General features: G+C 64.9%; 19 protein-coding genes. 8 read left to right on the top strand and 11 right to left on the bottom strand.

Annotated features, from left to right (window positions below; genetic code table 11):
• Positions 1-95 precede the first annotated feature (95 nt).
• The 7 genes from IPM18_04690 (at position 96) to IPM18_04720 (ending at position 6,050) form a co-directional block, all read left to right on the top strand.
• Positions 96-305 (top strand): hypothetical protein, encoded by a 210-nt coding sequence (locus tag IPM18_04690; protein MBK9118888.1) that lies wholly within the window; start codon positions 96-98, stop codon positions 303-305.
• Positions 298-708, top strand: a complete 411-nt coding sequence (locus IPM18_04695; protein ID MBK9118889.1) for a methyltransferase domain-containing protein — start codon at positions 298-300, stop codon at positions 706-708. The genes IPM18_04690 and IPM18_04695 overlap by 8 nt, the downstream gene beginning before the upstream one ends.
• A gap of 44 nt (positions 709-752) precedes the next feature.
• Entirely contained in the window at positions 753-992 is a 240-nt protein-coding gene (locus IPM18_04700; protein MBK9118890.1) for a hypothetical protein, read from the top strand.
• A gap of 184 nt (positions 993-1,176) precedes the next feature.
• On the top strand, positions 1,177-1,872 hold the full coding sequence (locus tag IPM18_04705) for a hypothetical protein (protein ID MBK9118891.1): 696 nt from the start codon (positions 1,177-1,179) through the stop codon (positions 1,870-1,872).
• A 295-nt stretch (positions 1,873-2,167) separates the two neighbouring features.
• Positions 2,168-4,330 (top strand): threonine--tRNA ligase, encoded by a 2,163-nt coding sequence (locus IPM18_04710; GenBank protein ID MBK9118892.1) that lies wholly within the window; start codon positions 2,168-2,170, stop codon positions 4,328-4,330.
• Between the two features lie 36 nt (positions 4,331-4,366).
• The gene (locus IPM18_04715; GenBank protein MBK9118893.1) at positions 4,367-5,080 is read left to right on the top strand and encodes a translation initiation factor IF-3; all 714 of its coding nucleotides are present in this window, start codon (positions 4,367-4,369) and stop codon (positions 5,078-5,080) included.
• A gap of 61 nt (positions 5,081-5,141) precedes the next feature.
• Positions 5,142-6,050: an NAD(P)-dependent oxidoreductase gene (locus IPM18_04720; protein ID MBK9118894.1), complete on the top strand. Its 909-nt coding sequence runs from the start codon at positions 5,142-5,144 to the stop codon at positions 6,048-6,050.
• 224 nt (positions 6,051-6,274) lie between these two features.
• On the opposite strand, the gene IPM18_04725 is transcribed toward IPM18_04720, so the two are convergent.
• Together IPM18_04725 and IPM18_04730 are read right to left on the bottom strand one after the other, a co-directional pair.
• Complete coding sequence (locus tag IPM18_04725) at positions 6,275-7,003, bottom strand: hypothetical protein (protein MBK9118895.1); 729 nt, start codon at positions 7,001-7,003, stop codon at positions 6,275-6,277.
• A gap of 713 nt (positions 7,004-7,716) precedes the next feature.
• Entirely contained in the window at positions 7,717-8,439 is a 723-nt protein-coding gene (locus tag IPM18_04730) for a hypothetical protein (protein ID MBK9118896.1), read from the bottom strand.
• A gap of 654 nt (positions 8,440-9,093) precedes the next feature.
• Between IPM18_04730 and IPM18_04735 the strand changes: the two genes are divergently transcribed.
• Positions 9,094-14,367, top strand: coding sequence for a PKD domain-containing protein (locus IPM18_04735; GenBank protein MBK9118897.1), 5,274 nt, complete (start codon positions 9,094-9,096; stop codon positions 14,365-14,367).
• A 37-nt stretch (positions 14,368-14,404) separates the two neighbouring features.
• Here the strand turns inward: IPM18_04735 and IPM18_04740 are convergent, their stop codons facing one another.
• The 9 genes from IPM18_04740 to IPM18_04780 all read right to left on the bottom strand — a co-directional run bounded on the left by IPM18_04740 (position 14,405) and on the right by IPM18_04780 (position 24,813).
• Positions 14,405-15,199 (bottom strand): glycosyltransferase family 4 protein, encoded by a 795-nt coding sequence (locus tag IPM18_04740; protein MBK9118898.1) that lies wholly within the window; start codon positions 15,197-15,199, stop codon positions 14,405-14,407.
• 413 nt (positions 15,200-15,612) lie between these two features.
• Positions 15,613-16,290 (bottom strand): FkbM family methyltransferase, encoded by a 678-nt coding sequence (locus IPM18_04745; GenBank protein MBK9118899.1) that lies wholly within the window; start codon positions 16,288-16,290, stop codon positions 15,613-15,615.
• Entirely contained in the window at positions 16,287-17,582 is a 1,296-nt protein-coding gene (locus IPM18_04750) for a glycosyltransferase family 4 protein (GenBank protein MBK9118900.1), read from the bottom strand. The genes IPM18_04745 and IPM18_04750 overlap by 4 nt, the downstream gene beginning before the upstream one ends.
• Entirely contained in the window at positions 17,579-18,871 is a 1,293-nt protein-coding gene (locus IPM18_04755) for a glycosyltransferase family 4 protein (GenBank protein ID MBK9118901.1), read from the bottom strand. The genes IPM18_04750 and IPM18_04755 overlap by 4 nt, the downstream gene beginning before the upstream one ends.
• On the bottom strand, positions 18,859-20,307 hold the full coding sequence (locus tag IPM18_04760; GenBank protein MBK9118902.1) for a glycosyltransferase family 39 protein: 1,449 nt from the start codon (positions 20,305-20,307) through the stop codon (positions 18,859-18,861). The genes IPM18_04755 and IPM18_04760 overlap by 13 nt, the downstream gene beginning before the upstream one ends.
• 58 nt (positions 20,308-20,365) lie before the next feature.
• Entirely contained in the window at positions 20,366-21,292 is a 927-nt protein-coding gene (locus IPM18_04765; GenBank protein ID MBK9118903.1) for a glycosyltransferase family 2 protein, read from the bottom strand.
• 35 nt (positions 21,293-21,327) lie between these two features.
• Entirely contained in the window at positions 21,328-22,632 is a 1,305-nt protein-coding gene (locus IPM18_04770; protein ID MBK9118904.1) for a glycosyltransferase, read from the bottom strand.
• Positions 22,629-23,687, bottom strand: a complete 1,059-nt coding sequence (locus IPM18_04775; protein ID MBK9118905.1) for a glycosyltransferase family 2 protein — start codon at positions 23,685-23,687, stop codon at positions 22,629-22,631. Before IPM18_04775 ends, IPM18_04770 begins: the two co-directional genes overlap by 4 nt.
• 175 nt (positions 23,688-23,862) lie before the next feature.
• Complete coding sequence (locus tag IPM18_04780) at positions 23,863-24,813, bottom strand: NAD(P)-dependent oxidoreductase (protein MBK9118906.1); 951 nt, start codon at positions 24,811-24,813, stop codon at positions 23,863-23,865.
• Between the last annotated feature and the right edge of the window lie 46 nt (positions 24,814-24,859).

Below are 24,859 nucleotides of genomic sequence, written 5' to 3' on the forward strand. Positions count from 1 at the left end.
GAAAACCGCTTTGAGCCCGGCTACGATCTCGTATACTACGCGGGGTGTTGCCTATCACACCGGTCCAGGTGTGCATGCGTGGAGCGTGAGTGCTGATGACGGTTCCTCCCGGTTCGCAACTGGCACATGCGGCCATCGCACTGCCGCTGAGCAACGTCCTCGGGATGTGCCCGCCTGCATCTACCCACGCGCTACCCTTTCCGGTTGGGAAGTGGCAACTCACCGCTGTGCCGGCCGGCAGCGGGCTGATCGAACTCACCCTGACGCCTCTCAGCTACGGAGCGTACGAGGTTCTGCATGGCTGATTCAGTAGGTACCGTCTCTCCGCCGGCGGCCGCAAGCGCCCTCGTACTCGATGCCGCCCGTGTGCAGTTCGACAAGTGGGCCCTGAGCTACGATCGATCACTGCTCAATGAGCTGGTATTCTTCCCCACGATCCGCGCGTGCCAGGAAGAGATTCTGCGCTGGCATGCGGCGCGGGGCGGTGGGGATTTCTCGGTGCTCGACGTGGGCTGCGGCACCGGCCGCTTCGTGAACCTGCTGGCAGCATTTCCAGCGGCGAAGCGGCTCGTGGGACTCGACTACTCACCTGTGATGGTTGCGCAATTGCGCGAGAAGATCGCGGCCTCGCCGCACGGCGCGAAGGTCGAGGCCATCGAAGGCGATTCGGAGCACCTCCCCTTCCCGCCGCATCCTTCGACGTGCTGACCTGCTGTAATTCCTTCCACCACTATCCGCACCAGGCGGCTGTCGTGCGCGGCTTTCTCCGCGTGCTCAAGCCGGGGGGACTGCTGATCCTGGTTGACGGCTTCCGCGATAACGTCATCGGCTGGCTCATCTTCGACCTCGTCGTCACCGGTATCGAGCGGAATGTCTACCATGTCCCCTGGGCCGAAATGCGCCAACTACTCACCGACGCGGGCTTTCCCGCCGTGCGGCAGCGCAAGCTGAACGTCCTCGCGCCACTGCTGGTCAACGTCGCCCAATGTTGAGCCCAGGCGCCACATCATGACCCAACGCACACCTTATCGGGCCTTGACTGTCCAGCCACTTTGTTCGCCACAGTTCTCACTCCCACCCAGTCGATGAGAGAAGGACGCACAGCCGCGCGCGGGATCTCGCGCGCGCCAGGATCGCGGCCACCGCCGACCCTGCCATGCTGCGAGGACCCTGCCAATGGTGCAGCTTCAGGACATTGTGATTACCTGGGTGGCAACGCAGTCGGCCGCGACGGGCGTTGTGATCTTCATCGCGGGGCTGGTCCTCGGTGTGTGGGGCTTCAAGGTCCGTCGTGTCATGCTGGCCATCATCGGCGCCTTGGTCGGCGCTGCCATGGGGAACTTCGCCACACCGCTGGTGCAGACTCCCGCAGAATGGCTGCTACCCGTTCTGGGAGCGGTGCTGGTGGCGGGGTCGGCGATCGCATGGACCGGTTGGGGGATGTTTCTGTCCGCGGTCGCCATCTGGGGATATCTGGGACTGTACCTGCCCGAACAGGTCGGGCTGCGTGGCTGGCCGGTGTGGTGCGTAGGCGCGTTGTTGGCGCTGGCCGGTACGGTCGTCACGATGCTGGCGCGGCGGTCGATGGTGGTGTTGTTATCCAGCTTCGTGGGGGCCGCAGGACTGGTGATTGGTTTCGTGGGAATGAGCTCCGCGACTGTGCCGGTCATCGGGACCACATTTCGAAGCTGGGTCTCGGGCCAGGGACTGGTACTGCCGGTACTCTTCCTGATGCTGACAACCATGATGTACTCGTTCCAATCGAACCTCTTTCAGGGTGACATGCGGCTGGGTGGGGTCGGCGACGGGATGACACTCAGGGGTGCGGAACCCGTGTCGGCGGCACCAACCACGCCCCGGGCGCGACGTTGAAACGGATCTGGACGGCTTTCTGCGCCAACAGACCGATTTCGGTTGACTTCCCGGCACGAACGGGTAGAGTGATTGACTAGCGGCGCTGTTGCGCCCGCGTCTCACTCGTGGCTGGAATGCGTCGAAGATGATGGACTTCAGGGCAACATCGTGATGGACAGTAACACAGGCGGGAGCCCGGGCCGCGCGCCGACCTGCTCGTCCATCCAGAGACATTGCTCTGCGAGCGGGTGTCCATCCCCCCGCGGCGCCTCCGACGCCCGGCACACTCCACGCCCATGAGGAAGTTTCCCGCATGCTGAAGGTTCGCCTTCCCGACGGCCAGGTCGTCGAGCACCCGGACGGTTCGTCCGCGGCCGACGTACTGGCAGCCGTCGCACCGGGCCTGGCCCGGCGCGCCGTCGCTGCCCGCGTTAACGACCAGGTCATCGATCTGCACCGTCCGCTTCCCGGTCCCGAGGTCGAGTTGGTGGCCCTGACGTTGGACGACCCCGCCGGCCTCGAAGTGGCCCGCCATAGCTGCGCACACGTGATGGCCGAGGCCATCTGCGCACTCTGGCCACAGACGAAGCTGGCGTACGGGCCACCGGTTGAGAATGGGTTCTACTACGACATGGAGCTGGATCATCCGCTGACGCCGGAGGACTTCGCCCGGATCGAGGCGAAGATGGCGGAGATCGTGAAGGAGGATCGGCCCTTCACGCGGTACGAGGTGCCACGAGCGGCAGCGCTGCAGAAACTTTCGCAGGAAGGTAATCCTTACAAGCTGGACAATGCGGAGCGGGCCGGCGGCGACGTGCTCAGCTTCTACGTAACCGGATCGGTCGCGTCGGGCTGCTTCGAAGACCTGTGCCGCGGTCCGCATGTGCCGAGCAGTGGAAAGGTGGGCGCGTTCAAGGTCATGCAGGTCTCCGGCGCCTACTGGCACGGTGATGCCACCAAGCAGCAATTGCAGCGCGTGTACGGCACGACCTGGCCCGATCGCAAGGCACTGCGCATGCACCTCGACCGGCTCGAGGAGGCCCGCAAGCGCGACCACCGCAAGATCGGCCAGGAACTTGGTTTGTTTCTGCTCGACGCGTCGGTCGGCACCGGACTGGTGCTGTGGAAGCCGCGCGGGGCGGTACTGCGGCGCGTGCTGGAATCATTCATCCTCGAGGAGTTGCTGCGGCGCGGCTACCAGTCGGTCTACACGCCGCACATCGGGAAGCTCGACCTCTATCGCACGAGCGGACACTTCCCCTATTACAAGGACAGCCAGTACCCACCGCTCTATGAGTCGGACCGCGCCCGCCAGTTGAACCGGTTGTGGGAACTGGCCCGGGCCTCGAATGCCCCGCGCGCCAGCACCGCGGAACTGGAGCTCTTCGACTCCATCGCGGCCGAGCATGCCGACCTGCTCAAGGCCGGCTATCCGATCGACCTGCCCATGGAGGAACGGCTGCGGCGCATCCGCAACTGGCTCTCGGTCGAGGATGGTTACCTGCTGCGGCCGATGAACTGCCCACACCACGTGCGGATCTACGCATCGGAACCGCGGAGTTATCGCGATCTGCCGGTGCGGCTGGCCGAGTTCGGCCAGGTGTACCGCTACGAGCAATCGGGGGAAGTCAACGGAATGACGCGCGTGCGCGGCTTCTGCCAGGACGATGCGCACATCTTCTGCACGCCCGCTCAGTTGCAGGATGAAATCATCGGCTGCGTGGAGATGGCCGAGCTGGTTCTGCGCGTCATCGGCCTGACCGATTACCGCGTCCGCATCGGCCTCCGTGACGACAGTGACAAGTACATCGGCAGCCGTGAGAACTGGACCCAGGCCGAGGCCGCGGTGCGGGAAGCGGTGCGACGCACGGGCATGCAGTCCACCGAGGCGCGGGGGGAAGCCGCATTCTATGGCCCGAAAATCGACTTCGTGGTGAAGGACTGCCTCGGCCGCGACTGGCAGCTCGGTACCGTGCAGGTCGATTACAACCTGCCGGAGCGCTTCCAGCTCACCTACATCGGCGACGACAATGCGGAGCACCGGCCGATCATGGTGCACCGCGCCCCCTTCGGGAGCTTCGAGCGGTTCGTCGGCATCCTGATCGAGCATTTCGCCGGCGCGTTTCCGCTCTGGCTGGCGCCGATCCAGGTGCGGGTGTGCTCGATCAGCGAGAAGTCGTCGGCCTATGCCCGCGCGGTCTACGAGGCGCTGCGCGCCGCGAGTGTGCGCGTCGAGATCGACGAAAGCGGCGACCGCATCAGCGCCAAGATCCGCAACGCGGCGCTGCTGAAGATTCCCTATATCCTCGTGGTCGGCGAGCAGGAAGCCGCAGACCAGACCGTCAACGTGCGCACGCGCGACGGCAAGCAGTATGGCAGTTTCAGCTTGCCCGAGTTCCTGGCCGCATGCGCGCAGGAGATCGCAACCCGGGGACAGGAAATCCCCGCCGCCGCAGGCCAGGCGACGGCGCCCTGATGACGAGCCACTCCGGCTGTCATCCATGAAAGGCAGGTGAAGTCCATCAATCAGAACCTTCGGACCAACGATCAGATCCGGATCTCACCGATCCGCGTGATCAACGAGGCCAACGAGCAGTTGGGGGTGATGCCCGCCCACGAGGCGCTCCGCATGGCGCGCGAAGCCGGTCTCGACCTGGTCGAGGTGCAGCCCAACGTGCGCCCGCCCGTCTGCCGCATCATGAACTACGGCAAGTGGAAGTACACGCAGAAGAAGAAGTCGAAGAAGCATCACGAGCAGTTGACCAAGGAGGTCCGCCTCCGGCCCAAGACGGATACGCACGACCGCGAGATCAAGCTCAATCGCGCGATCCGCTTCTTCAAGAAGGGTCACAAGGTCCAGTTCACGATGCAGTTCCGCGGACGCGAGCGCTTCCGCAAGGAAATCGCCTTCGACATTTTCCGCGACCTGTTGGCTTTCTTCGGCCAGCGTGTGAAAGTCGAGCGGCCGCCGTCCATGGACGGGCGGCACATGATCATGATTCTCTCCGCCCTCAAGGACGCCTTCGCCGACGTGCAGGTCGACGAGACCGAACACGACGAGGATGAGGACGAGAGCGTGGACGAAAGCGTGGGTGAGCGCGCGGACGAACTCGAAGGCGAGCTCGACGAGGCGACTCACGAGCCCGCCCCGGCGCGGGCGACGGCCGAGCCCGTGGCGGAAACGGCAACGGAACAGCCCGCCGAGGAAGAAGAAGAGCGCGCCTAGCGCCCTGGCGTGTGCCGAATCCCCAGTGCCGGCGCACGAGTCGTACCGTGCAGGAATCGCGATGTCTGCACCGCCACTCGGCTTCATCGGTCTTGGCATCATGGGCGCTCCGATGGCAGCGCATCTGCGCCGTGCCGGTTATACGCTACACGTCTTCACCCGGACCCGCGCCCGGGCGGAACCGCTGCTGGCGGCGGGGGCCCAATGGGCGGATTCGCCGGCCGCGTTGGCCGCGCACTGCGAAGTGCTCTTCACGATGGTGCCGGACACCCCGGACGTGGAGGCGGTACTGTTCGGTCCGCACGGTGCCGCTGGGCACCTGCGTCCGGGCAGCGTGGTCATCGACTGCTCAACGATCTGTCCGGACACGACCCGGGCTTTCGCCGAGCGGCTCGCCACGCAGGAGGTGACGCTGCTCGATGCGCCGGTGACGGGCGGCGATGTCGGCGCACGGGAGGCCACACTTACGATCATGGTCGGCGGTCCGCCGGTCGCGTTCGAACGGGTCGCCCCGCTGCTGGCGCACCTCGGCCGCCGCGTCGTGCACGTCGGACCCAGCGGCAGCGGCCAAGCGCTCAAGGCGTGCAACCAGATCCTGTGCGCGGTCAACATGATCGGCGTCTGCGAGGCGCTGCTGCTGGCCCGCCGCAGCGGACTCGACCTCTCCGTCGCGCTGGAGACGCTGGAATCCGGCGCCGGAGGTTCGTGGGCATGGAGTCAACTCGGGCCGCGGATCGCGGCGGGTGAGTTCGAACCGGCCTTCATGATCGGGTTGATGCAGAAGGACCTGCGGATCGTGCAGGCGGCCGCCCAGCACCTGGGGTTGCCGCTACCGGGCACGGCACTGGCGCAGCAGTTGTTTCGCAGTGTGGAGGCCGAGCCGGACGGGGCACGTCGCGGAACGCAAGCGATGATCCGGGCGCTGGAGCGGATGGCGAATCTGAGACCCGGGGCGAATACTCCAGGATGAGCCAGCCGCGAAGACAAACCCGTTACCGTGCGGCGAAAACTTCACCCGGGTGTCGAGCGCATTCCAGCGCGTCGCCGTGTCACGCGAGGCGTGGAGTACTCCAAGCATACACCTACGAAGCAGGCATCCCGGTTCGGTCTTGAGCCGAACCGGGATGCTCCAATCCATCTCGGCAGGCGCACTACGCCATCAAAACGCCGCGCGCCCGGAGAGTGCTCATCAAACTACATCAGCAAGCGGCGCATGCGCGCCAGCACGGTGATCCCGACCAGGCCGAGCAACAGCGCCGCCGGCGCCGGAATTGTGATCAAGTGCGACTGTACATCCGTGGCGTACCACGCGTTCGCGGCCTGATCCCACTGCATGACCCACAGGTTCAGCGCCCACGTGTGCTTTGCCAGGCCGATGTTGCCGACACCGCCGATGCCCGCAACCGCCAAGTTGTAGACAGCATTCGCGGCGCCACCTTCGCCCTCGGCGCGCCAGAGCGCATCGCGAATGGTATTGTTGTTATAGGCGTTAAGGTTACCTCCCTTCCACTGGTCATAAATCCACTCGGAAACGTTGGAAACTGCGTCGCCGTTGAGGCCACCGCCGCCTCCGCCTGAATACGCCACGGGATCAACACTCGCCCAATACGCCGTGTTCGGCGAGAAGTTGATCTGGCTCTCGATGCACCATGTCTGGAACAGCGTCTGCCCGATTGCGGCCGGTGGAGAATCGTAATACGGAAGCTGATTCGCTACATTCCCAGCCAGTTCGACCCGGAATGGTCCACCGTTTGAGCCCCCAGGAACAGTCTGCAGCTTCACCTGGGCCACGGCTGTAAGATTGACATAGGGATTTGCCCAGTTGTTGCCATTTCCGGGTTGCCACCGGAAGTTGAACGCCGCCTGCGCCGGCAACGCCGCCAGCACAGCCAGTGCGACGCTCCATCCGAACACCCTTCTCATGACAGTGCCTCCTCTCCCGTGGCGAGTCTGTTCGCTTCATCGTTCCCGCGCCACTCGCCGCGTGTATCCCAACCGAGTTTCCGCGCCCTTTGCGACCATCGTTCCGTTTCCCTGCGCAACTGTGTCAGCAGCAACAGGTTTCCCCTGTGCGCGATGACGGACACCCCAAGCCCGGGGCCCCTGACCCGAGTCACCGCCGAGAATACTGAACGGGCTGCGCACACCGCAGCCTCCAGAAGGAAGTGTGAAACTTCGGCCACTCCGCTGAAAAGTGGTAAAGCGGAGATTCTGAGTGTTAGTGTGCCACATAGACCAGAATCCGTCAAGGCCGGAGATGGACGGCTGGTGTTGTCAGCAGGGGAGCGACGAATCGATCCATCAATTCGCCTGGATCCGACGCCCAAAACTGGCATCAGTATGAATCGCTTCATGGATCTCTGGCAGCTACCCAGGCACGCTTTCTGGAGTGACGACAGTCAAGCGCTCCCAACTTCCACTTACCCCCGATCGTTACAGGTCCGAACCATCGTCACCGTATTGGGTTGCCGTTGCCGCGCTGACATCTTGGGGAATCGCCACCCGGAGTCCGCGCCCTGCCCTTAACAAATGAACGCACCGCGCGGCACAGAGCCGGACGCGGTGCGCTCATTCACATCTTCACTGTCGAGCGTGTGGAGCTCGCGCACCACTCGCCAACAGGATCCTCTGCTCAGTTAGTCCAACCAGCGCTTCACGCGACCCGCCAGCCCAAGGCCGATCAGACCCAGGAGGGCTGCCGCAGGCGCGGGGATCATCACGAGGTGGCTCTGCTTGTCCGTTCCGACATACGGGGTGCCCTGCCAGAGGTTCAGCACCCGAATCAGGCCCTCTTTGCCCGTGATGCTCGCAGCGACCAGCGTATTGTCGTAGTAGTTCTTCTGTGACAGCGTTAGTGCGTTGTACCACATGCCGGCAGTATAAAGACCGTCCGACCGCACCTGCTGCTGGTCCCAGAAGTACGCCTGCATGGCGCGGTTCTTGTCCGTGTCACCCGGCCCGATCACACCAAAATTACCGAGCACATAGTTTGCAAACACTCTTCGTGTGTCAGGCGTCAACGTCAGGACCTGGGCGGTGTTCGGCGGGTTGTTGCCATACAGAATCGAACCGTCGACCGTTGCGTTGTAGTTGGTGTTCGTGCTGAACACCACACCCTCCACGCAGAACGTGCGACCCCAAGGGATGTCGCTCTTGCCTGAGCCCCAGTTCTCGCCGGCGCTCGGGCCAAACTTCAGGTAACTCGGCACATTACCGGCCAAGTGCACACCGAAGGAACCACCGCCGAAGCCGCCCAGGTTCGAGTGCGCCGGCCCAAGATTCGCGGTAAACGCCGCCATAGCCGGCACGGTCGCCAGCACGACAAACACCACGCTCCAGCCAATCACCCTTCTCATCATGTTTTCTCCACTCCCGCGTCGGTCACCTGCGCCCACCATGTCCGCGCTGTGCCGCCTGCGATCAGCGTCCAAACACCCAATACTCCTGCAAAGTCCGTTCTGTTTCAGCGATGGCCCCCATCGGTAGCGGCGAGGAACGCCTGCCCATGGTGCCGGACACCGAATGCCCGCGTGCCACCGACCCAAGTCACCGCTGCAAAACTGGAACGGGCTGCGAACACCGCAGCTCCTCAGACTGGTGGACTGTGATACTTCCCGCCACTCCAAAACAAATGCGGCGATTCAATTCATGAGTATGCCGCAATGACTCGGACCGGTCAAGGAGAATCCGGGAGCGGCGCCCGCCACTGCTGCCGGCCGCATTTCACCTGCTTTACCCGCCGCGCTCCCCCATCAATAGTACAACACAGCACTTACCCCAAGGCCCATAACAATGGACACGTCAGTAGGTTGCAGAATTTCCGGTCATAAGCGAGCACTTTTTAGGACCCCGCGCCGCCGCACGTCCCCTGTCTAGCGTTTGCCCATTCGCACATCGATTGGCACACTATCTGTAAATCTGGGGGTTTTGTAAACGGTGAACTCGCCCCAAGTGACCCTTGGTTGCGGGTAATTCCGCTCTCGTACCGGTAAAATACCGGAGGTCGAAAGGCCATGACGACCCGCAAGCTGGTCCTCACCCTCCTCCTCATCAGTAGTGCGATCACGGTGGGCACCTTGGCTGGCTGTGGGGGCGCCACGCCCACGAACCCCCTCGATCCGGATGCGTGGAGTGGTGACATCTGGAACAATCCCAACGGTGTCGGCGGCCTCGCGGCCCAATCCAGCCCACGCGCTGGAGTAGTCCCCCTCACCACCGAGCTCCGCGCCACCGGGAGTTCGCCCAACGGCACTTTCGTGGCCTTCGATTGGGACTTCGATGATGGCTCTACGGGCTCAGGTGAAACGGTTTATCACACTTTCAACGCCCCCGGCCTCTATGCCGTCCAGCTCACCGCGATCGATGCCACCCAGGCCGCCTTCTCCGCCACTACCGAGGTGCTCGCTATACCGCCCGTGACCCTCGAAGCCGCGACCGGAAATAACTTGACCGTCGCCTTCAGCGCCCGTACCCTCCAAGGGTTCGAGGCGTTCCTCCCGGCGGCCACGGCCTTCCGGTGGGATTTTGGGGATGGAAGCAACGCCAGCACGGCGGATCCCAACGTGAGCCACACTTACGCCCAAGCCGGCCTTTGGACCGTAACGCTCTCGCTGGTCCTGCCCTTTGGGCCAGTGGCGGTTGCCAGCACCGCGGTCAACCTTACCGCCGTCGCGGGCGTCGTCGACGCCGCCCCACCCATTGCCGATGCCGGCCCCGACCAGACTGTCAACAGCGCTACCGTCGTCTACTTGGACGGCACGAACAGTACTGGCCACGGCCTCCCGCTCGCCTACGCCTGGCAGCAACTCAGCGGTCCGCGCGTCACGCTCGACGCCCCTAACGCACCGCAACCCGCGTTCGTCGCACCACCGGTCGTCGCAACTACGGCCCTGGTCTTCCAGCTTACCGTGACCGCCGGCGCGCAGTCGGCCAACGACACCGTCACGGTCACGGTCAAGTCCACGCGCGAAGACCCGTCCGGCAACCAGCCCCCGGTCGCCGACGCCGGCTCAAATGACTCTTACATCGACACCGACAAGGACGGTCAGGAAACCGTCATCCTCAACGGCTCACGCAGCTACGATCCCGACGAAGGCGACAGTATCGTCAGCTACCAGTGGTTTCTCGGCCAGACGCTGCTCTACCAAGGTGCTACGCCCTACGCAACGGTCGTACTCCCGATCGGGGTCCATACCATCACCCTGATTGTCACCGACACCTTCGGAGCCACCGGCCAGGTCTCCGTGCAGATCAGCGTCGTTGCCCCGACCAACCTGCCGCCCGTCGCCCATGCCGGCCCCGATCAGACGCATGTCGATACTGACAACAATGGCACGCACCAAGTCACCCTCGATGGCAGTGCCAGCAGCGATCCCGACGGCACCATTGATTCTTACCTCTGGCTCTCCGGCCCGTCCGGCAACCAGACCACCCTCGTCAGCGCCGCCGAGCCGGTCGTCGAGGTCACGCTCCCCGTGGGCATTCACGACATCACCCTCGTCGTCACCGACAACGACGGTGGCTCTGCCGCCGACAACTTGCGCGTAACCATTCTCGCAGCCGGCCCGTCCCTGACCGTCACCCCCACCGCCGCCTTCCACAGCGCCGGCAACCCCGGGGGGCCGTTCGACCCCCCGTCGCAATCCTACACCCTCAGGAACGATGGCGGTCAACCCCTCAACTGGTCCGCCGCCAAGACGCAGGGCTGGGTCGCGCTTTCCGCCACCGGCGGAACGCTCGCCGCTGGCGCAACGGCCACCGTCACGGCCTCGCTCCACAGCAATGCGAATGTGCTCAGTTCCGGTACGCACACGGATACGCTTACCTTCACCAATACGAGCAACAACGCCGGCACGACGACCCGCAGTGTCACCCTGACGGTCAACCCACCACCGGGTACGCTCACCGTCAGCCCGACCAGCGTGTACACCCTCAGCGGCACCCAGGGCGGCCCCTTTACTCCCGCCAGCCGCGCCTACACGCTCCAGAACACCGGCGGCCAGACCCTCAACTGGTCCGCCACCAAGACGGCTACCTGGCTGACGCTCTCGTCACCCACCAGCGGCACGCTCGCCGCCGGTGCGCAGACCACCGTCACCGTTAGTGTGAACAACAATGCCAACGCGCTGACCGCCAACAGCTACAGCGACACCCTCACCTTCACCAACACCACCGACGGCTCCGGCACCACCACGCGCGCCGTCGCCCTCACCGTGAACCCGCCGGCTGGCACGCTCAGTGTCACCCCGGCCACCGCGTTCAGCAGTTCCGGCAACCAGGGCGGCCCCTTCGCCCCCAATTCACAGGCCTACACCCTCACCAACACCGGCGGCCAGTCGCTCAACTGGTCCGCCTCTAAGACGAAGTCATGGCTTACCCTCTCCCCCACCAGCGGCACCCTCGCCGCCGGTGCCACCGCCACGCTCACCGTCTCCATCAATAACAACGCCAATGCGCTCAGCGCCGGCACCCAGACCGACACCGTCAACATCACCAACACCACCAATGGCAACGGCAGCACGACCCGCGGGGTCACGCTCACCATCACCGCGCTCCCCGCGGCTATGAGCGTTTCCCCCGCCACCAGCTACACCCCCGGCGGACCGCAGGGCGGCCCCTTCACGCCCGCCTCCGCCAGCTACACGGTCACCAACTCCGGCGGCCAGAATATGACCTGGACCGTCGCCAAGACGGCCGTCTGGCTCTCACTCAGTGCCAACGGCGGCACGCTGACGCCCGGCGGTTCCGCCACCGTCACGGTCAACCTGAACAGTAACGCCGAGCAGCTCGTCGCGGGTAATTACAGTGACACCGTCACCTTCACCAACACCACCAACGGCAATGGCACCGCCACGCGTGCCGTCGCCCTCAGCATCACCGCACCCCCGGGCTGCCTCGCCGTCACCCCCGGCGACGGCTTGAGCGCCACCGGCTCCGAGGGTGGCCCCTTCGGACCCAGCAGTAAGACCTACACCCTCACCAACTCGGGCGGCCAGCCCCTCAACTGGACCGCCGCCAAGACGAAGCCCTGGGTCACGCTGTCCAAGGCCAGCGGCACCCTCGCTGCCGGCGCCTCCGACACGGTCACCGTCACGCTGAACGCCAGCGCCAACGACCTCGGCAGCGCCGTCCACAGCGACACCGTCACCTTCACCAACACGACCAACGCCTGCGGAAACGCCCCCCGCCCCGTCGTCCTTAGCATCAGCCCCGCGGGCGGCGGCGATCCGCCGATGACGACCGCCAGCCGAACCGGCGGCGTCGCCCCGCTCGGTGTCTTCTTCGATGTCATCGATACCCCCGCCCCCGCGTGGACCAGCGGCGTCGTGCAGCCGCGCGGCTTCGGCGACCACCCCACCAACACCACCGGCGTGCGCATCACCCGCGTGACGGCCAACACCCCGCTCGGCGCCGGCACTCTGACCTTCGGCGCCGCCGCCAAGACGCTCCGCTGGGCCGCCCCCGGCCACCCCGCCGGCCCCACTGTCGACGTCTCCGCCGGCGGCAACTTCGCGCTCCCCAGCGGCAGCGGCTCCTCGGCCCTGCACGTCTGGGTGAACCCGGCCGCGCTGCCGGCGTCGAACAAGACCGATACGATCTCGATCGAGAACGGCGGGCTGAACGCCGACTGGGCGAGCTTCCACTACGAATGGGATTTCGGGAACCCCGCCCCGGGCGACGCCAGCCCCACCGACCCGCTGTGGTACTGGGAGCGCGGCGCGAAGAAGTCCGACGGCTCGTGGTTTGCGAAGAACAAGGCCTTCGGCTGGAACGCGGCCCACGTCTACGAGCAGCCGGGCACGTACACCGTGACGCTGCGGATCATCGACGATGTGGATAACGAGTACACGTACCAGCAGACCGTGACGGTCGAGGACCCCGAGGTCGCCTTCCACCCGCCGCACGGGCAGACGTACTACTTCGCGGCCAGCGGCAACGACACGACCGGCACCGGGACCCAGGCGAGCCCGTACCGGTCGTTCGACAAGGCGATGACGCTGTTGGCACCGAACGTCCGCGTGCTGTTCAAGCGCGGGGATTCGTTCCCGGTGACGACGGGCACGACTCGGAATACGGATGGGCCGTCACTGGTCGGGGCCTACGGCGCGGGCGACCGGCCGAAGTTCGCGATCATAGGATCGAGCGCATTCGTCAATGGCGGAGGTATGGTAGATACGCGCTTCGTCGACCTTTGGATTGCAGGCACTTATCCTACGGAATCCGCCCCAGGATCGGGCTTCGCGTCGCTTGGGAACGGCTCCATTGCCCTGCGCACGCGCGTGGACAACATGAATGGTGGGTTCAGCCTTAGCTGGCGTACGAACAACATTGTGCAGGATTGCGAGGTTCACGACACCAAGAAGTACCATGTTTGGGTTGGCGACAATTTGCGCACTGCCTTCCTTGGCTGCGTGCTCCGTAAAAACAATGAAGAAGCGCTTCTAAGGACCTATACCAGCAAGCTACTGCTTTCATACAACGACTTCCGCGCGGAAACGACCTCAAAATACGGTATTCGTCTGATGTGCTCCGATGAAGTCGGCCGAGAGGGAAGATGGCTGAGTTGCCTCGCCAACTATTTTCCGGATGGCCAAGTGACTGGTGCTGGTGACAGTAGTACCCTTATGCCTGCTCATGTAATGATCGCCGGCAACTATTTCGAAAATTACAACCAGAACTCACCGGCTTTTGTGCAATTCAATGGTTGCGATCGACTCACTGTCGTCAACAATCGCGCTGTATCATGGAGACCTGCTTCGCTTGTTGCCCTACTGACCGGCTACCTCAATAACAATTACTATCACCGCAACGTGCGTGTGTTGAATAACAGCATGTATGTCGATCCTTCCTCAAATGATCATCGGTGGGCACGCTACTCCTCGATCAGCGCGCAGATCATAGCAAATGGATACGGCTTCGAATTTCTGAATAACGCATTCGGCACCACCGCGGTGACCGATACCGCAAGCAGCTTCTTCCTTTCGATTGCAGACGCCACCGCTGTGCGAAGTGACTATAACAGCATTCATCTGCCATCGATCCCAAACCCATTTCGACTCAACGGAACGGGGTATAATCTTGCCGCTTGGCAGGCGATCGGCATGGACCTCGCTTCTACCTTGGCAAGTCCGCAGTTTAGCGGTATCGAGTCTGGATCTCTTGCATTAACCGCGAGCTCGCCCTGCATCGGCGCAGGCACGCCCAGTGTATTGCCGTGGTGCAGAGTGGATACTAATGGAATCCCCCGACCAACGGGAAGTGTTAGCATTGGTGCTGTGGAGCCATAACAGCATAGCCCCCTATCGGCGTGTCGGCACATGTGCGCTATTCAGTCGTCACACTCTGAAGCACATTCCGTAGACGCTGGGCACCTATGGCCGCATCATAGTGAGTGACGATGGATGCACGTGCCGCTGCACCAAGTCGCTCGCACAGTGCACGGTCCGAGCAGAGCATGCGGATTGCTTCCGCCATCGCACTTACATCATTCGGTGGAACTAGAAGACCAGTCTCGCCGGGCGTGATGATCTCACCTACGCCCCCCGCTGCCGTGCCCACCACAGGCAGGCCCAGCGCCATTGCTTCCATATAAACAACACCAAGCGGCTCCGCATGTGATGCTAGTGCAAAAGCACTTGCGTTACGTAATTCCGCCATCACGTCGTCTTCGCTGCGTGAACCTAAGAGCATAACATACTCCTGCAGATCATGCTCACCGATCACGCGACACAATTCATGCTCAGCAGGCCCTGACCCTATGATCCGGAGCTCAACCGACATACCCGCAGCGCGCAGCTCCGCAACTGCACGGATTAGCACATCATGTCCCTTGGAGGGATGCAAGCGCCCCACACTCACTATTCGAAAGGTACTATCATGACGTACTCCACCGACCGTAGTCATTGTCCATTTCGCCGTCTCCACACCAACTGGTGCATAGACTAAATGACCCGCCGACACCCTAGAATACCGACGGAGGATGTCCTCTCCAATCCAGCGAGCATGCACCACTACGAATGCGGCTTCGCCGAGCTTTTCGGCCATAGCCCCACCCCACCAGTCGAGATTTGCATTAACGACGACCGAGTAGCTGCCAATACCCAAGCGTCGAACCATCATACAGAGAATCGCACACGCTTTGGCACTCTGTGAGTGTAAGTGTTTCAGACCTTTGCGTTTCATGAAGCGCGCTAGAATACAGGCGGGAACCACTAGTGGCAGCAGGTGTCTCCATCCTGGTCGGGTTGTTACTGGCAGTGTTAGTGCCATCCAAATACATCGCAATAATCCTACCGGTCGCGTCAGCAGCGCCCATCCGACGCTCTCAGCCATCTCACGAAGTGATGCCGGCCAGAGGTATTCCGTCTCACGTTCCGCTTCTTCCGCAAACTGGTGGCGAGCACGATCCGCTTCCTTCGGGCGTCGCGTAGACACAATCATGAGGTTGCATCCGTCCGACCTAAGCCGTGTTATCTCACGCCACATCCAGATGTGAGTCTGGCTCGGCCACTCCGGAATTAAGTAAGCAACGCTCATGATACTCCTTGCGCATCGGATTCACCACCGCAGACAAGCCAGCGGTTATGGCCTTTCCCACGACGCTCTCGACCTATTCGCCACTTCCGGTTCACAATGATCGGCATATACCCAAAAGATCGCAGCAACTCGATGCACTGGCTCTCTAATAACACGCTGTGTACTTCGATCACAAGAGATGGCTTACGCTTGCGGAGGATGTCCTCGGCCCCCTGGAGAACATGGAGTTCTGCGCCCTCCACGTCAATCTTGATGAAGTCAGGCATGAAATACTGCACGGCAGCGGTGTCCAGCGTTATCTCTCTCTCGCTTTGCGCACATGCCGTAACATACTTCTCAACCACAGTAATCAACCGTCCCGAACATGCCGCTGATTCACGCAGGAATTTTACATTTGCTGCGTTCGCCTCGAAACTTACAACCTCACACATTGATAATTTTGCAAAGATGATTGCATCCCATCCACGATGCCCACCAACGTCGAAGCACTTTGACCCCGCACGAACATAGCTAAGGATGTACGGATTTAACTCCGACTCATATGTTCCAAAGTAAAATGCTGTATCGTAGCGGAAATCAATCAGAAGGCGCTCACCACGCGCCAAACCGAACCGAATGGTTCTTGGCGAGACTCCTCGAGGGAAGCACAGATCTCGGATGGCTCTGAGAATCAAGCTCCACTCCTCACGAGATTCATTTGCCGCTTACCCGTTGGTCCGGTCTGCGCCAGTATAGAATACACCGCCACACACTGCTGCGCCTTCGCCGCCCAGGTCCACTTCTTCCGGGCTTCCGCCGCCGCCGCTCCCAATCTCACCACCAGCGCCGGATCGGCCGCCAGCCGCTCCATCGTGCGCCGCGTCCCCGCCACCAGTTCCTCCTTCGTCCCCAACGGCAGCTTGATCCCGGTTCGCTCGTCAACCAGGCCGCCCGGGCCGCCGTAGTCCACCACGATGCTCGCCAGGCCGCTCGCCATCGCCTCCACCACCACTCCCGCACCCAACTCCCGGATGGAGGGGAACACGAACACATCCGCTGCCCGCATCAACTCGGCGACCTCCGCCTGCTGCCGCGCGCCCACGAACTCCACCCGGTCCATCGCGCCGGCCTCCACAACCACGCGCTCCATTCCCGGCCGCTCCGGACCGTCCCCCGCGATCACCAGCTTGTGCCCATGTAGCGCTGCGCTGCCCACGAATGCCCGCACCACCACATCCGGGCACTTGTACGGCACCAGCCGGCCTGCGAACAGGAAGGTCAGCCGCTCCCGCGGGCCGCGCGGCACGGCCGGCGGGTGGAACACCTCCGGGTCGTACCCCACCTCCGCCACGTCCAGGAGCGTGCCGCGGCACGCGCTGCGCACCTCGTCGCAGGTGTGGCCAAAACCCCCCATGACCACGGTTGCATGGCGATACGTGCTCCGCCAGTAGGGCAGCAACCGGTACGCACCCCGGATGTACGACAGCCACTCCCGCTCACGCCGCCGCTCGGCCGAGAACTCCCGCGGCCAGCGCAGCCCGCCGTTCAGTGGACCGAGTACGAAGGGCACCGGCGACCACTTCGCCAGCGGACTCGGTAATGTCGGCGACATCGGCGTCAGCCGGTGCACCACGTCGAACCGCCCGGTCCGCAGGTCGGTGCGAAAACGCCGCCAGGCGAGGTACTCGAATGCCAGGTACGCCGGATAGGAGAACGCCATCGCCGTCGTCCAGCCGACGCGCTTGTCGCCGCGGACCAGGTTGCCGAGCCGGTAGAAGGGTCGAGCGACGAACTCGTTGTCGATATAGACGACGTCCTGAAGTTCGCCGCGTGTCTCGATGGCCGGCTTGTTGCGCACTTGCGTCACGAGCGTAACGTCGGCCACCTCGGCCAGCGCCCGCGCTGCCTTGTATCCCACGATCGGCAACGACGGCCAATCCGGATTGCACGCCTCAGCCAGCAACAGTACGCGGACTTGGTTGCTCATGAATGGATATCCGTGGCCATGCGGGAGCCAGACGCGTGAATTCTCTTGGTCGATATGTCCCGCTCGTACGCCTCGATCGTCCACGCCGCGCGCCGTGCGTACCAGCGCTCCGCCGTGTGTTCCGGTGCTGCCTGGGCCGCGGTCCAAACCCACTCCGCAAGCGCAGCCCGGTCCGTGTGCAGCCGCACCAGTTCCGCCGCCAGCGCTGCGGTGTCGCCACGGGGCACGACCGCACCGTGCCCGATTTCCTCGACCACCTGCCGGGTGAACGGCAGGTCGAACGCCAGCAGCCCGCACCCCCCCGCCAGCCCGTCGAACAGGGCCCGCGGCGTCTCGTCCGCCGTTGAGGTAAACAGCAGCAGGTGGTAGCGCGCCACCTCCGCGAGCAGCTCCGGGCCGTACGGCCGCCGGCCACAGAACCGCACCGCCGCCGCCACACCCAGCCGCTCCGCGAACGCCCGCAGGCGGGGCTCGTCCGGCCCGTCGCCGATCAGATCCAACTCGACCGCGGCACCTTGCTGTCGCGCGGCCGCGATGGCCGCGATCGAGTGGTCTAGCCCCTTGATGTCGACAATACGCCCGAGCGCGAGGCAGTGAATCGGGCCTTCCTGCTGAATGAGCGCGCGTTTGGCCGCGAGAGCATCTGCCCCGATGATGTCATCCTCAGCGAAGGTAGTGTTGTAGAAATCCCGTGCACAGCGCGCGTGCTGAGCGTAACGGGCGTTCACCGCGTGTCCTTTAAGCAGACTGAGATCAGCCCGCGCGACGGCGCGGCGCGTCAGCTCGTAGTACAGCCGGCAATACAGGGTGGTGAAAGTGCGGCGATGCCAGGCGGCGCCGGCAACGAGGTCGAAGAGCCGGCCGATCGCATCCCCGTCCTGTACGAAGACGGTAGTGGCACCGGCCCACAGGGCCGCGCGGAAGCCGAAGTACGAGTAGGGTTGCCACAGATTGTTGATGCCGCAATGTACCACGTCTGCCTGTCGCGCGAGATCACGGCACTTCGCGCGAATCTCGCGGTGATGCCACCAGAACTGCCGGGCGCGCCAGCGCGTATCGCCCAGGCGCACGAAGGTGATGTCATCGCGCTCGGCTTCGAGTCGCTGCGACGCCTGGGAGCCGATCGGGCCGTCACCGGGTGGCAACTCGGGCGCGGCGACGACGATCGGACCGAAGCGGCCGTGGAAGGAGTCGCGCAGCAACTCCAGCGAGCGCGCCCAGTCGCTCGTGACCTCGGCGGCACCTGACCCGCAGCCGCGAAACGGCACGTTGATGACTACAAGGTACATGCGGACTCCGGGGCCGGCGCGGAGCCGCGCTGCACATCCCGGCTGGTAAGCAGGGCTACCCTGGCCTGCGTCCACCCAACCACCGCCACCCCCGCCAGCAGGGCGATCGCCGGAATCGCGGCGAAATGGTAACGGTCCTGGATCACGCTGACCGCGTGCACGGCCGTGAAGTAGCCCCACATTAACACCGGCGGGGACAGGAGGGTACCCAGGAGGCGGCCCGCCGCCCCGCCACCCGGCCCGCCTCCCCCCGGCGTTACGGCGGGTGACGCATCGTCGAACCGCGGCCCAACGAGCAGCATCCGCCCCACCCCCACGACCGCCAGCAGCAGCACGAGCCACCAGTACACATTCGTCGCCAGCTTCGCCGCGAAGAGCACGCGGTCGGCGGCCGTCGACGACCCCGCGCCACTCGCGCCAGCGCCACCCACACCCGCCAGCGCCCTCCGTAGCCCCGGCTCGTTCCAGCCGATGCCGATGCTCTCGCGTTCGTGCAGCCGCACCGCCTTCACCAGCGTACGCTTGGCGAACGCGGCCGGCTCGGCCCGGATGTAAGCAAGTGCCTCGGCCTTCAACCCGCGGTCGCGGGCCGGCTCCGACCCGAACTGCTCCATGGGCGGCGGCGGCATGTATCCGCCCCACGCCTGCGGGTTGTTGCCCATCCAGAAGTTCACCCCGCCGTTCGTGCTGATGAGCACGAAGTCGCCCAACTCGCGCTGGTTCCGCAGCGACCACGGCAGCAACACCCCGACCAGCGCCGCGACCATCAGCACGCCCCCGGCCACCGTCACCAGCCGCCGCGGCCCCCACACCAGCCCCGGCAGGCAGAAGACCACCGGCAGCAACAGGGCCGTCGGCCGCATGTAGGCCGCCGCGGCCAGGCACACGCCCGCCACCAGCGCCCGCCCGTGCCACGCCGCCGGCCGCCGCATCGCCGGCCACCAGACGGCCGCCGCGAGCAGCATGAAGAACACCATCGGCAGCTCGCTGTTGAGCACGGTGGTGAACTGGATCTGGCTCGGCCAAAGGGTGAGCAGCCAGCCGCCCGCCAGCGCCGCCCGCGGCCCGACCCAGGTGCGGCCGAGGACAATTACAAGGGCGACCGCGCCGACGCCGAGCAGCAGGTTGAGCACCGCCGCGGCCTGGAACCGCGCCGGCGTGTCGTTACCCGTGCAGCGAAACGCGAGGGAGTAGAGGAAGGAGGGACCGACCGGCCAGTACGCGGTCGGGCGGCCGCCCGCTTCGGTGTAGCCGAGCCCGGCCGCGAGTCGCTGGGCGAAGAAATCGTAGCGGGCGCTGTCGGAGACCGGCTCGACGGGCACCGCGAGCGCCCACAGGGCGCGCAGCAGCGCCGCCGCCACGACGATCAGGAGCGCGTGGCGCCGAAAGCGGCGGCTGGCGGCGACCTCCACGGGGTCGCAGATGGGAGGGGTCATGATTGGCCCGAACGGGGGCGGCGCTCCTGGGCGGGGCCCGGTGAAGAGTCTCCGCGACCTACGATCCGACCGCTGACGACAGTGCCGGCTCAGGCATACCCGCCGCCGGCGAAGGCGGGGGGGGAGCCAGCCGCAGACGCGCCAACTGCCATTGTCTGAGGTATCGGCGGAATACCGGGTCGGGGTAACGCGGGCGCCGGCGAAGGTAGCCACCGAGGTACCCTGCGAGGATCAAAACACCGCCCAGCAGCCAGGGGCGTTCGATGGCCCGGTACACCCCGATCGCCAGGGCGTAGAGCGGATGCGTGCCCATGAAGTATTGGCCGTAGCCCCAGCGCAACCTGCCGGTGTAGATGCCCTTGAAAGAGGAACCCATCGGGCGAAGGTGGATGAAACGCAGGTCCTCATCACGGAAGCTGCGGGCCCGCCAGCCCAGCATGCGGCAGCGGTGGCAGTCGATGCCATCCCACATCACCTCGCGGACGAAGCCGCCGATGTCGCGAAAGCAGGCGACGCGGTAGAGCTTGGTCTGGCCTTGCGAGAAATCGTCGCTGGTGCGCTCCCAGACAAGCCGATCGCCGACGCGAATCCAGGACTTGCCACTGGCGGTGCCAAGGCGCGGATCGGCCGAAAACTTATCAAAAAGGCGCTCGAAGTAGACCGGCTGGAATTCGAGATCCCCGTCGAGCTTGCAGACGTAGTCGAAATCGGCCAGGTCGTAAAGCGCCAGCCCCTCGTCGAAGGCCTCCACCACGCCGCCGCCGACCTTGCGCACGCCGCGGTCGGCGCGGCGGTGCAGGCGAATCCAGGGGTGCTGCGCCGCGGCCGCGGCCACGATCTCCGGCGTGGCATCGGTCGAGCCGTCGTCGACGATCAGCCAGATGGCGGGCCGCACGGTCTGCGCGACCATCGAGGCGATGGTGCGCTCGATGTACTGCGCCTCGTTGCGCAGTGGGGAGATCACGAGCAGGCGGGGTGCGGACATGCCGAGTGAGCCCTATTTTGAGATCGTCACTGACCTTACGTGGTCGGGTAACGGCCGGAACCTTCGTCCCCGTGCCGCAGCCCCGTGGACACCTGGCACACATTCTGGACCGCGGTGTGCTGCGCGAAGGCCGTGCAAAGCCGTGTAATGTTGACGTCGCGCTCGAACTCTTCAGCCACCCACGCCCGACCGCGAGTGGCGAGCGCCCGCAGCAGGTCCCGATCATCGTACAGCCGGCGCAGGGCCGTGGCGACCGCAGCGACATCGCCCGGCACTGTGAGCAGGCCCGTATCCTCGTGCCGAATGAGCTCACGAATGGCAGGCAGATCGCCGGCCACGACCGGCACTCCGGCCGCCAGCGCTTCCATCAGCACCACGGGAATGCCGTCGCGGTCACCTGCCGAGTCGATGCGGCAGGGCAATACGAAGAGATCAGCCGCCCGGACTGCGGCTTGCACGGCCATGTGAGGTTGCGGCCCATCGAAACTCACCCGGTCCCGCAGTGCGAGCGCGTCCGCCAGACGTCGCAGGGCGCCGTCTTCGGGACCGCCACCGACGATCCGGCACGTGAGGTCACACCCGGCCGCCACCAGTTGCGCGATGGCCCGCAGGAGGACATCAAAACCCTTCTTGGGCACGAGGCGCCCGACGGCAAGGACCTCCAGGCGCGGCCGCCGACCGGGCGTCGCAGCCGAGCTGGGCACCTCGACGCCGCAGCGCACGAGCGGCAGACGTTCGTCCGGCAGTGCCGTCACCACCTCGCGATAGAACGCACGATGCCAATGACTGATGCAGGCGGTGAATGCCGCCCGCCGCAGCTTCTCGGCCAGCAGCGCCCGCTGCGGGAACAGGTCGTTCGCGTGGCCCGTGAAGCTGAACGTGACCCCGAGTTGGCGGGCCGCATACATCGCGAGGGTCGTCGGGACGTGGGCCATGTGCGCGTGCAGGTGGCGCACGCCCCGGGCGCGCAGCCGCCGCGCGAGCGCCAGGGCCGCCAGGGCCTGCCAGAGAATCTTGAGGCGGCGCACGCCACGGACATCGCGAGCGCACACCAGGTCACGCAAAGCGAGCCCCAGCGTTCCCAGTGCCCGCGGCCCCTGACACGCCCCCTCGACCGCCGCATCGCGTAGCAAGCGCCACACGCCGGCACCGTAGACTGGTATCGACTCCGCGGCGAGCACCTCCAGGCGCGGATCGCCGAGCCCGGCGGCTGGCCGATGCACGGACGCTGCCAACACGCGTCCGCCCCGCGCTCGCAGTGCGAAGAGCTCGTTGTATACAAACGTCTCCGAGAGGGCGGGCAAAGCGCTGGCGAGATAGACAAGAGCGTCGGACGTCATAACGGCGCGTGACTCTGCGCTTCCAGGGCGCGCTCGGCAGCCCTCCCCGTCGCGGCCGGGCCCATGTCCTTGTACTCCAGCAACCGCGTCCGGCGTCCGCGCAACCGGTTGAGCGTAAACTTCAGCACCCCTAATGCCTGCGGCCACTTGCCCAGCATGACGAACACGCCATACAGCCGGGCCTCGGCGGGGGACCAGCCAGCCAACCGTTGCCGCCGCATAACCCGCCACGCCAGCAGCGGGTACGCAAGCAGCAGCACCAGACTCAGGCCGCCGGTGGGCCAAGCCGCACCCAGCGTTGCGAGCGGCAGCAGTACTCCCCAGAGCAGAATGCTGCGCGTCTCGCGGACGAAGTGCCGCTCGGGTGGACCACCATGCCGAGCCGCACCCTCGGCGTAGGCGTGACCGGCACGAACCGACCGCCGCCACCATTGGCCGAAGCGGAACATCGCGGTGTCATGCCAGACCATGTCCTCAGCCAGCCGCCAGATTCGCCAACCGCGGCGGCGGATGCGAATGCAGAGCTCGGGCTCCTCGCCGGCGATGATCTCGGGGTCGAACCCCCCGGCGGCCTCGAAAGCCACACGGCGAAACAGCGCGATGCCTCCGCAGTAACGCGTCTCGCCAGCCGGGCGGTTCCACTCCAGCGCACAAAGTCGGTTGTACACCGACGCCTCGGGATAGCGCTCGCGGACACGTCCAGCCACAATACCGATTGTTGGATGCTGCATCAGGAATTCGGTAGCTGCAGGGAGCCACCCGGCGAATGCCTCGCAATCCCCGTCGACGAACTGCACAAGCTCGACCTGTGGAGCAATCTCGACCAGCCGCCGAAAGCCCGCGTTGCGCGCCCGGGCGGCGGTGAACGGCTCAGTCAGGTCGAGAGCGACAACATCCGCGCCCAGCAACTTTGCCAGTGCGACGCTTCCATCCGTCGAGGCAGAGTCGACGTAAACCAGCGGATAACCCGCCGACCGCAGCGATTCAAGGCAGCGGCGCAGACGCTCCCCTTCATTGCGACCGATGACAACGATGCCGAGGGCAGCAAAAGACATCTGACAGGTCACCGCCCGAGTCGCGTCGACCCCTGTGGCCGACGTCAAGTGTCAAAGTGCCGGAAGCCAACCCACCGCTCCCCTTGGGGAGAGGCCGGTAAAGGGGCGCTTCTCAGCAAATGCTCGTCCCGCGCTCTGCCCCGCCCTGCATGGGAAGAGGACTGGAATAGACCCTTCATCCGGTGTGCTGAAGGCGCGGGCGGTACCAGGCCGCCAGTTCATCCCAGGCCGCATCCTCATTCCAGTGGAGGTCCTCTGTCGCGAATACGTCCGTATTGATCCGAACGCGCGGTTCGGGAAATTCCTTCTGCTGCTCGAACCGCAGCGGGCATGGCAGTCCCAGGCGCGGTGCGATGGCCGCAGCGAAGCGCTGCGCGAACGCGCCTTGCGTTTCCGCATATTGACTGGGCGCACACCGCGAAAACCCCGGCACCGTCGGCAGCTCCGCAACGAACCGCACGTACGCCGCCGCCAGCAGCGACACGTGGATGTTGTCGCGCACGTACGCCGGTGTGCGGATCGCCGGCGTCTCCCCCGCCGCCCACGAGCGCAAAAGGTACGCCGTAAAACGCGGCTCCTCGCACGGACCGAAGGGATTCGGAATCACGAACTTGCCCAGCCGCAGGCCCGCGACCGCGACGTAGTAGCGGAACATTTCCGCCGTCAGGCCCTTCGACAGACCATAGGGTGAGAACGCCCGCAGTACGCCGTGCTCGTACTCGCCGGCCCCTTCACCCGGCTCGAAGACACTGCCGGTCAATACAACGCGGCGGCACTCGCGCGCCTGCAGCGCCGCCAGCACACGCGGCAGCCCGCGCGTGTTGCTCGCGACCGCCGCGGCCACGTCGAAGTCCGGGCTCTTGTAGTTCGTCACGTCGGCCGCGTGATGCGCCAGTACGTCGAACGGTTCCGACACGACCAACTGCAGGAACGCCTCATCCCCGAAACTCACGCCATACACAGGATGGCAGGCACCTGTCGCCAGCCGCACGCGCTCGGCGCGCACGCCTTCGTACGCTTCGGCGGGTTGTCGAAACGTCGCGACCACGGTGTGGCCCGCGGCCGCGAGTGCCCGCACGAACCAGCAGCCGGTGAACGAGCTGGCACCGGTAAAAAGAATGCGCATGATCACAAGCCCTACTGGGGAGTGAGATGGCGAAATCAGGGCGGAA

The organism is Phycisphaerales bacterium (assembly GCA_016716475.1).
Classification (GTDB): Bacteria; Planctomycetota; Phycisphaerae; order UBA1845; family Fen-1342; genus JADJWG01.

Excerpts from the sequence above, each read along its gene's own strand:
- IPM18_04690 (MBK9118888.1), top strand. The coding sequence starts at position 96 with ATGACGGTTCCTCCCGGTTCGCAACTGGCACATGCGGCCATCGCACTG.
- IPM18_04695 (MBK9118889.1), top strand. The coding sequence starts at position 298 with ATGGCTGATTCAGTAGGTACCGTCTCTCCGCCGGCGGCCGCAAGCGCC.
- IPM18_04705 (MBK9118891.1), top strand. The coding sequence starts at position 1,177 with ATGGTGCAGCTTCAGGACATTGTGATTACCTGGGTGGCAACGCAGTCG.
- IPM18_04710 (MBK9118892.1), top strand. The coding sequence starts at position 2,168 with ATGCTGAAGGTTCGCCTTCCCGACGGCCAGGTCGTCGAGCACCCGGAC.
- IPM18_04720 (MBK9118894.1), top strand. The coding sequence starts at position 5,142 with ATGTCTGCACCGCCACTCGGCTTCATCGGTCTTGGCATCATGGGCGCT.
- IPM18_04725 (MBK9118895.1), bottom strand. The coding sequence starts at position 7,003 with ATGAGAAGGGTGTTCGGATGGAGCGTCGCACTGGCTGTGCTGGCGGCG.
- IPM18_04730 (MBK9118896.1), bottom strand. The coding sequence starts at position 8,439 with ATGATGAGAAGGGTGATTGGCTGGAGCGTGGTGTTTGTCGTGCTGGCG.
- IPM18_04735 (MBK9118897.1), top strand. The coding sequence starts at position 9,094 with ATGACGACCCGCAAGCTGGTCCTCACCCTCCTCCTCATCAGTAGTGCG.
- IPM18_04740 (MBK9118898.1), bottom strand. The coding sequence starts at position 15,199 with ATGATGGTTCGACGCTTGGGTATTGGCAGCTACTCGGTCGTCGTTAAT.
- IPM18_04750 (MBK9118900.1), bottom strand. The coding sequence starts at position 17,582 with ATGAGCAACCAAGTCCGCGTACTGTTGCTGGCTGAGGCGTGCAATCCG.
- IPM18_04755 (MBK9118901.1), bottom strand. The coding sequence starts at position 18,871 with ATGTACCTTGTAGTCATCAACGTGCCGTTTCGCGGCTGCGGGTCAGGT.
- IPM18_04760 (MBK9118902.1), bottom strand. The coding sequence starts at position 20,307 with ATGACCCCTCCCATCTGCGACCCCGTGGAGGTCGCCGCCAGCCGCCGC.
- IPM18_04765 (MBK9118903.1), bottom strand. The coding sequence starts at position 21,292 with ATGTCCGCACCCCGCCTGCTCGTGATCTCCCCACTGCGCAACGAGGCG.
- IPM18_04770 (MBK9118904.1), bottom strand. The coding sequence starts at position 22,632 with ATGACGTCCGACGCTCTTGTCTATCTCGCCAGCGCTTTGCCCGCCCTC.
- IPM18_04775 (MBK9118905.1), bottom strand. The coding sequence starts at position 23,687 with ATGTCTTTTGCTGCCCTCGGCATCGTTGTCATCGGTCGCAATGAAGGG.
- IPM18_04780 (MBK9118906.1), bottom strand. The coding sequence starts at position 24,813 with ATGCGCATTCTTTTTACCGGTGCCAGCTCGTTCACCGGCTGCTGGTTC.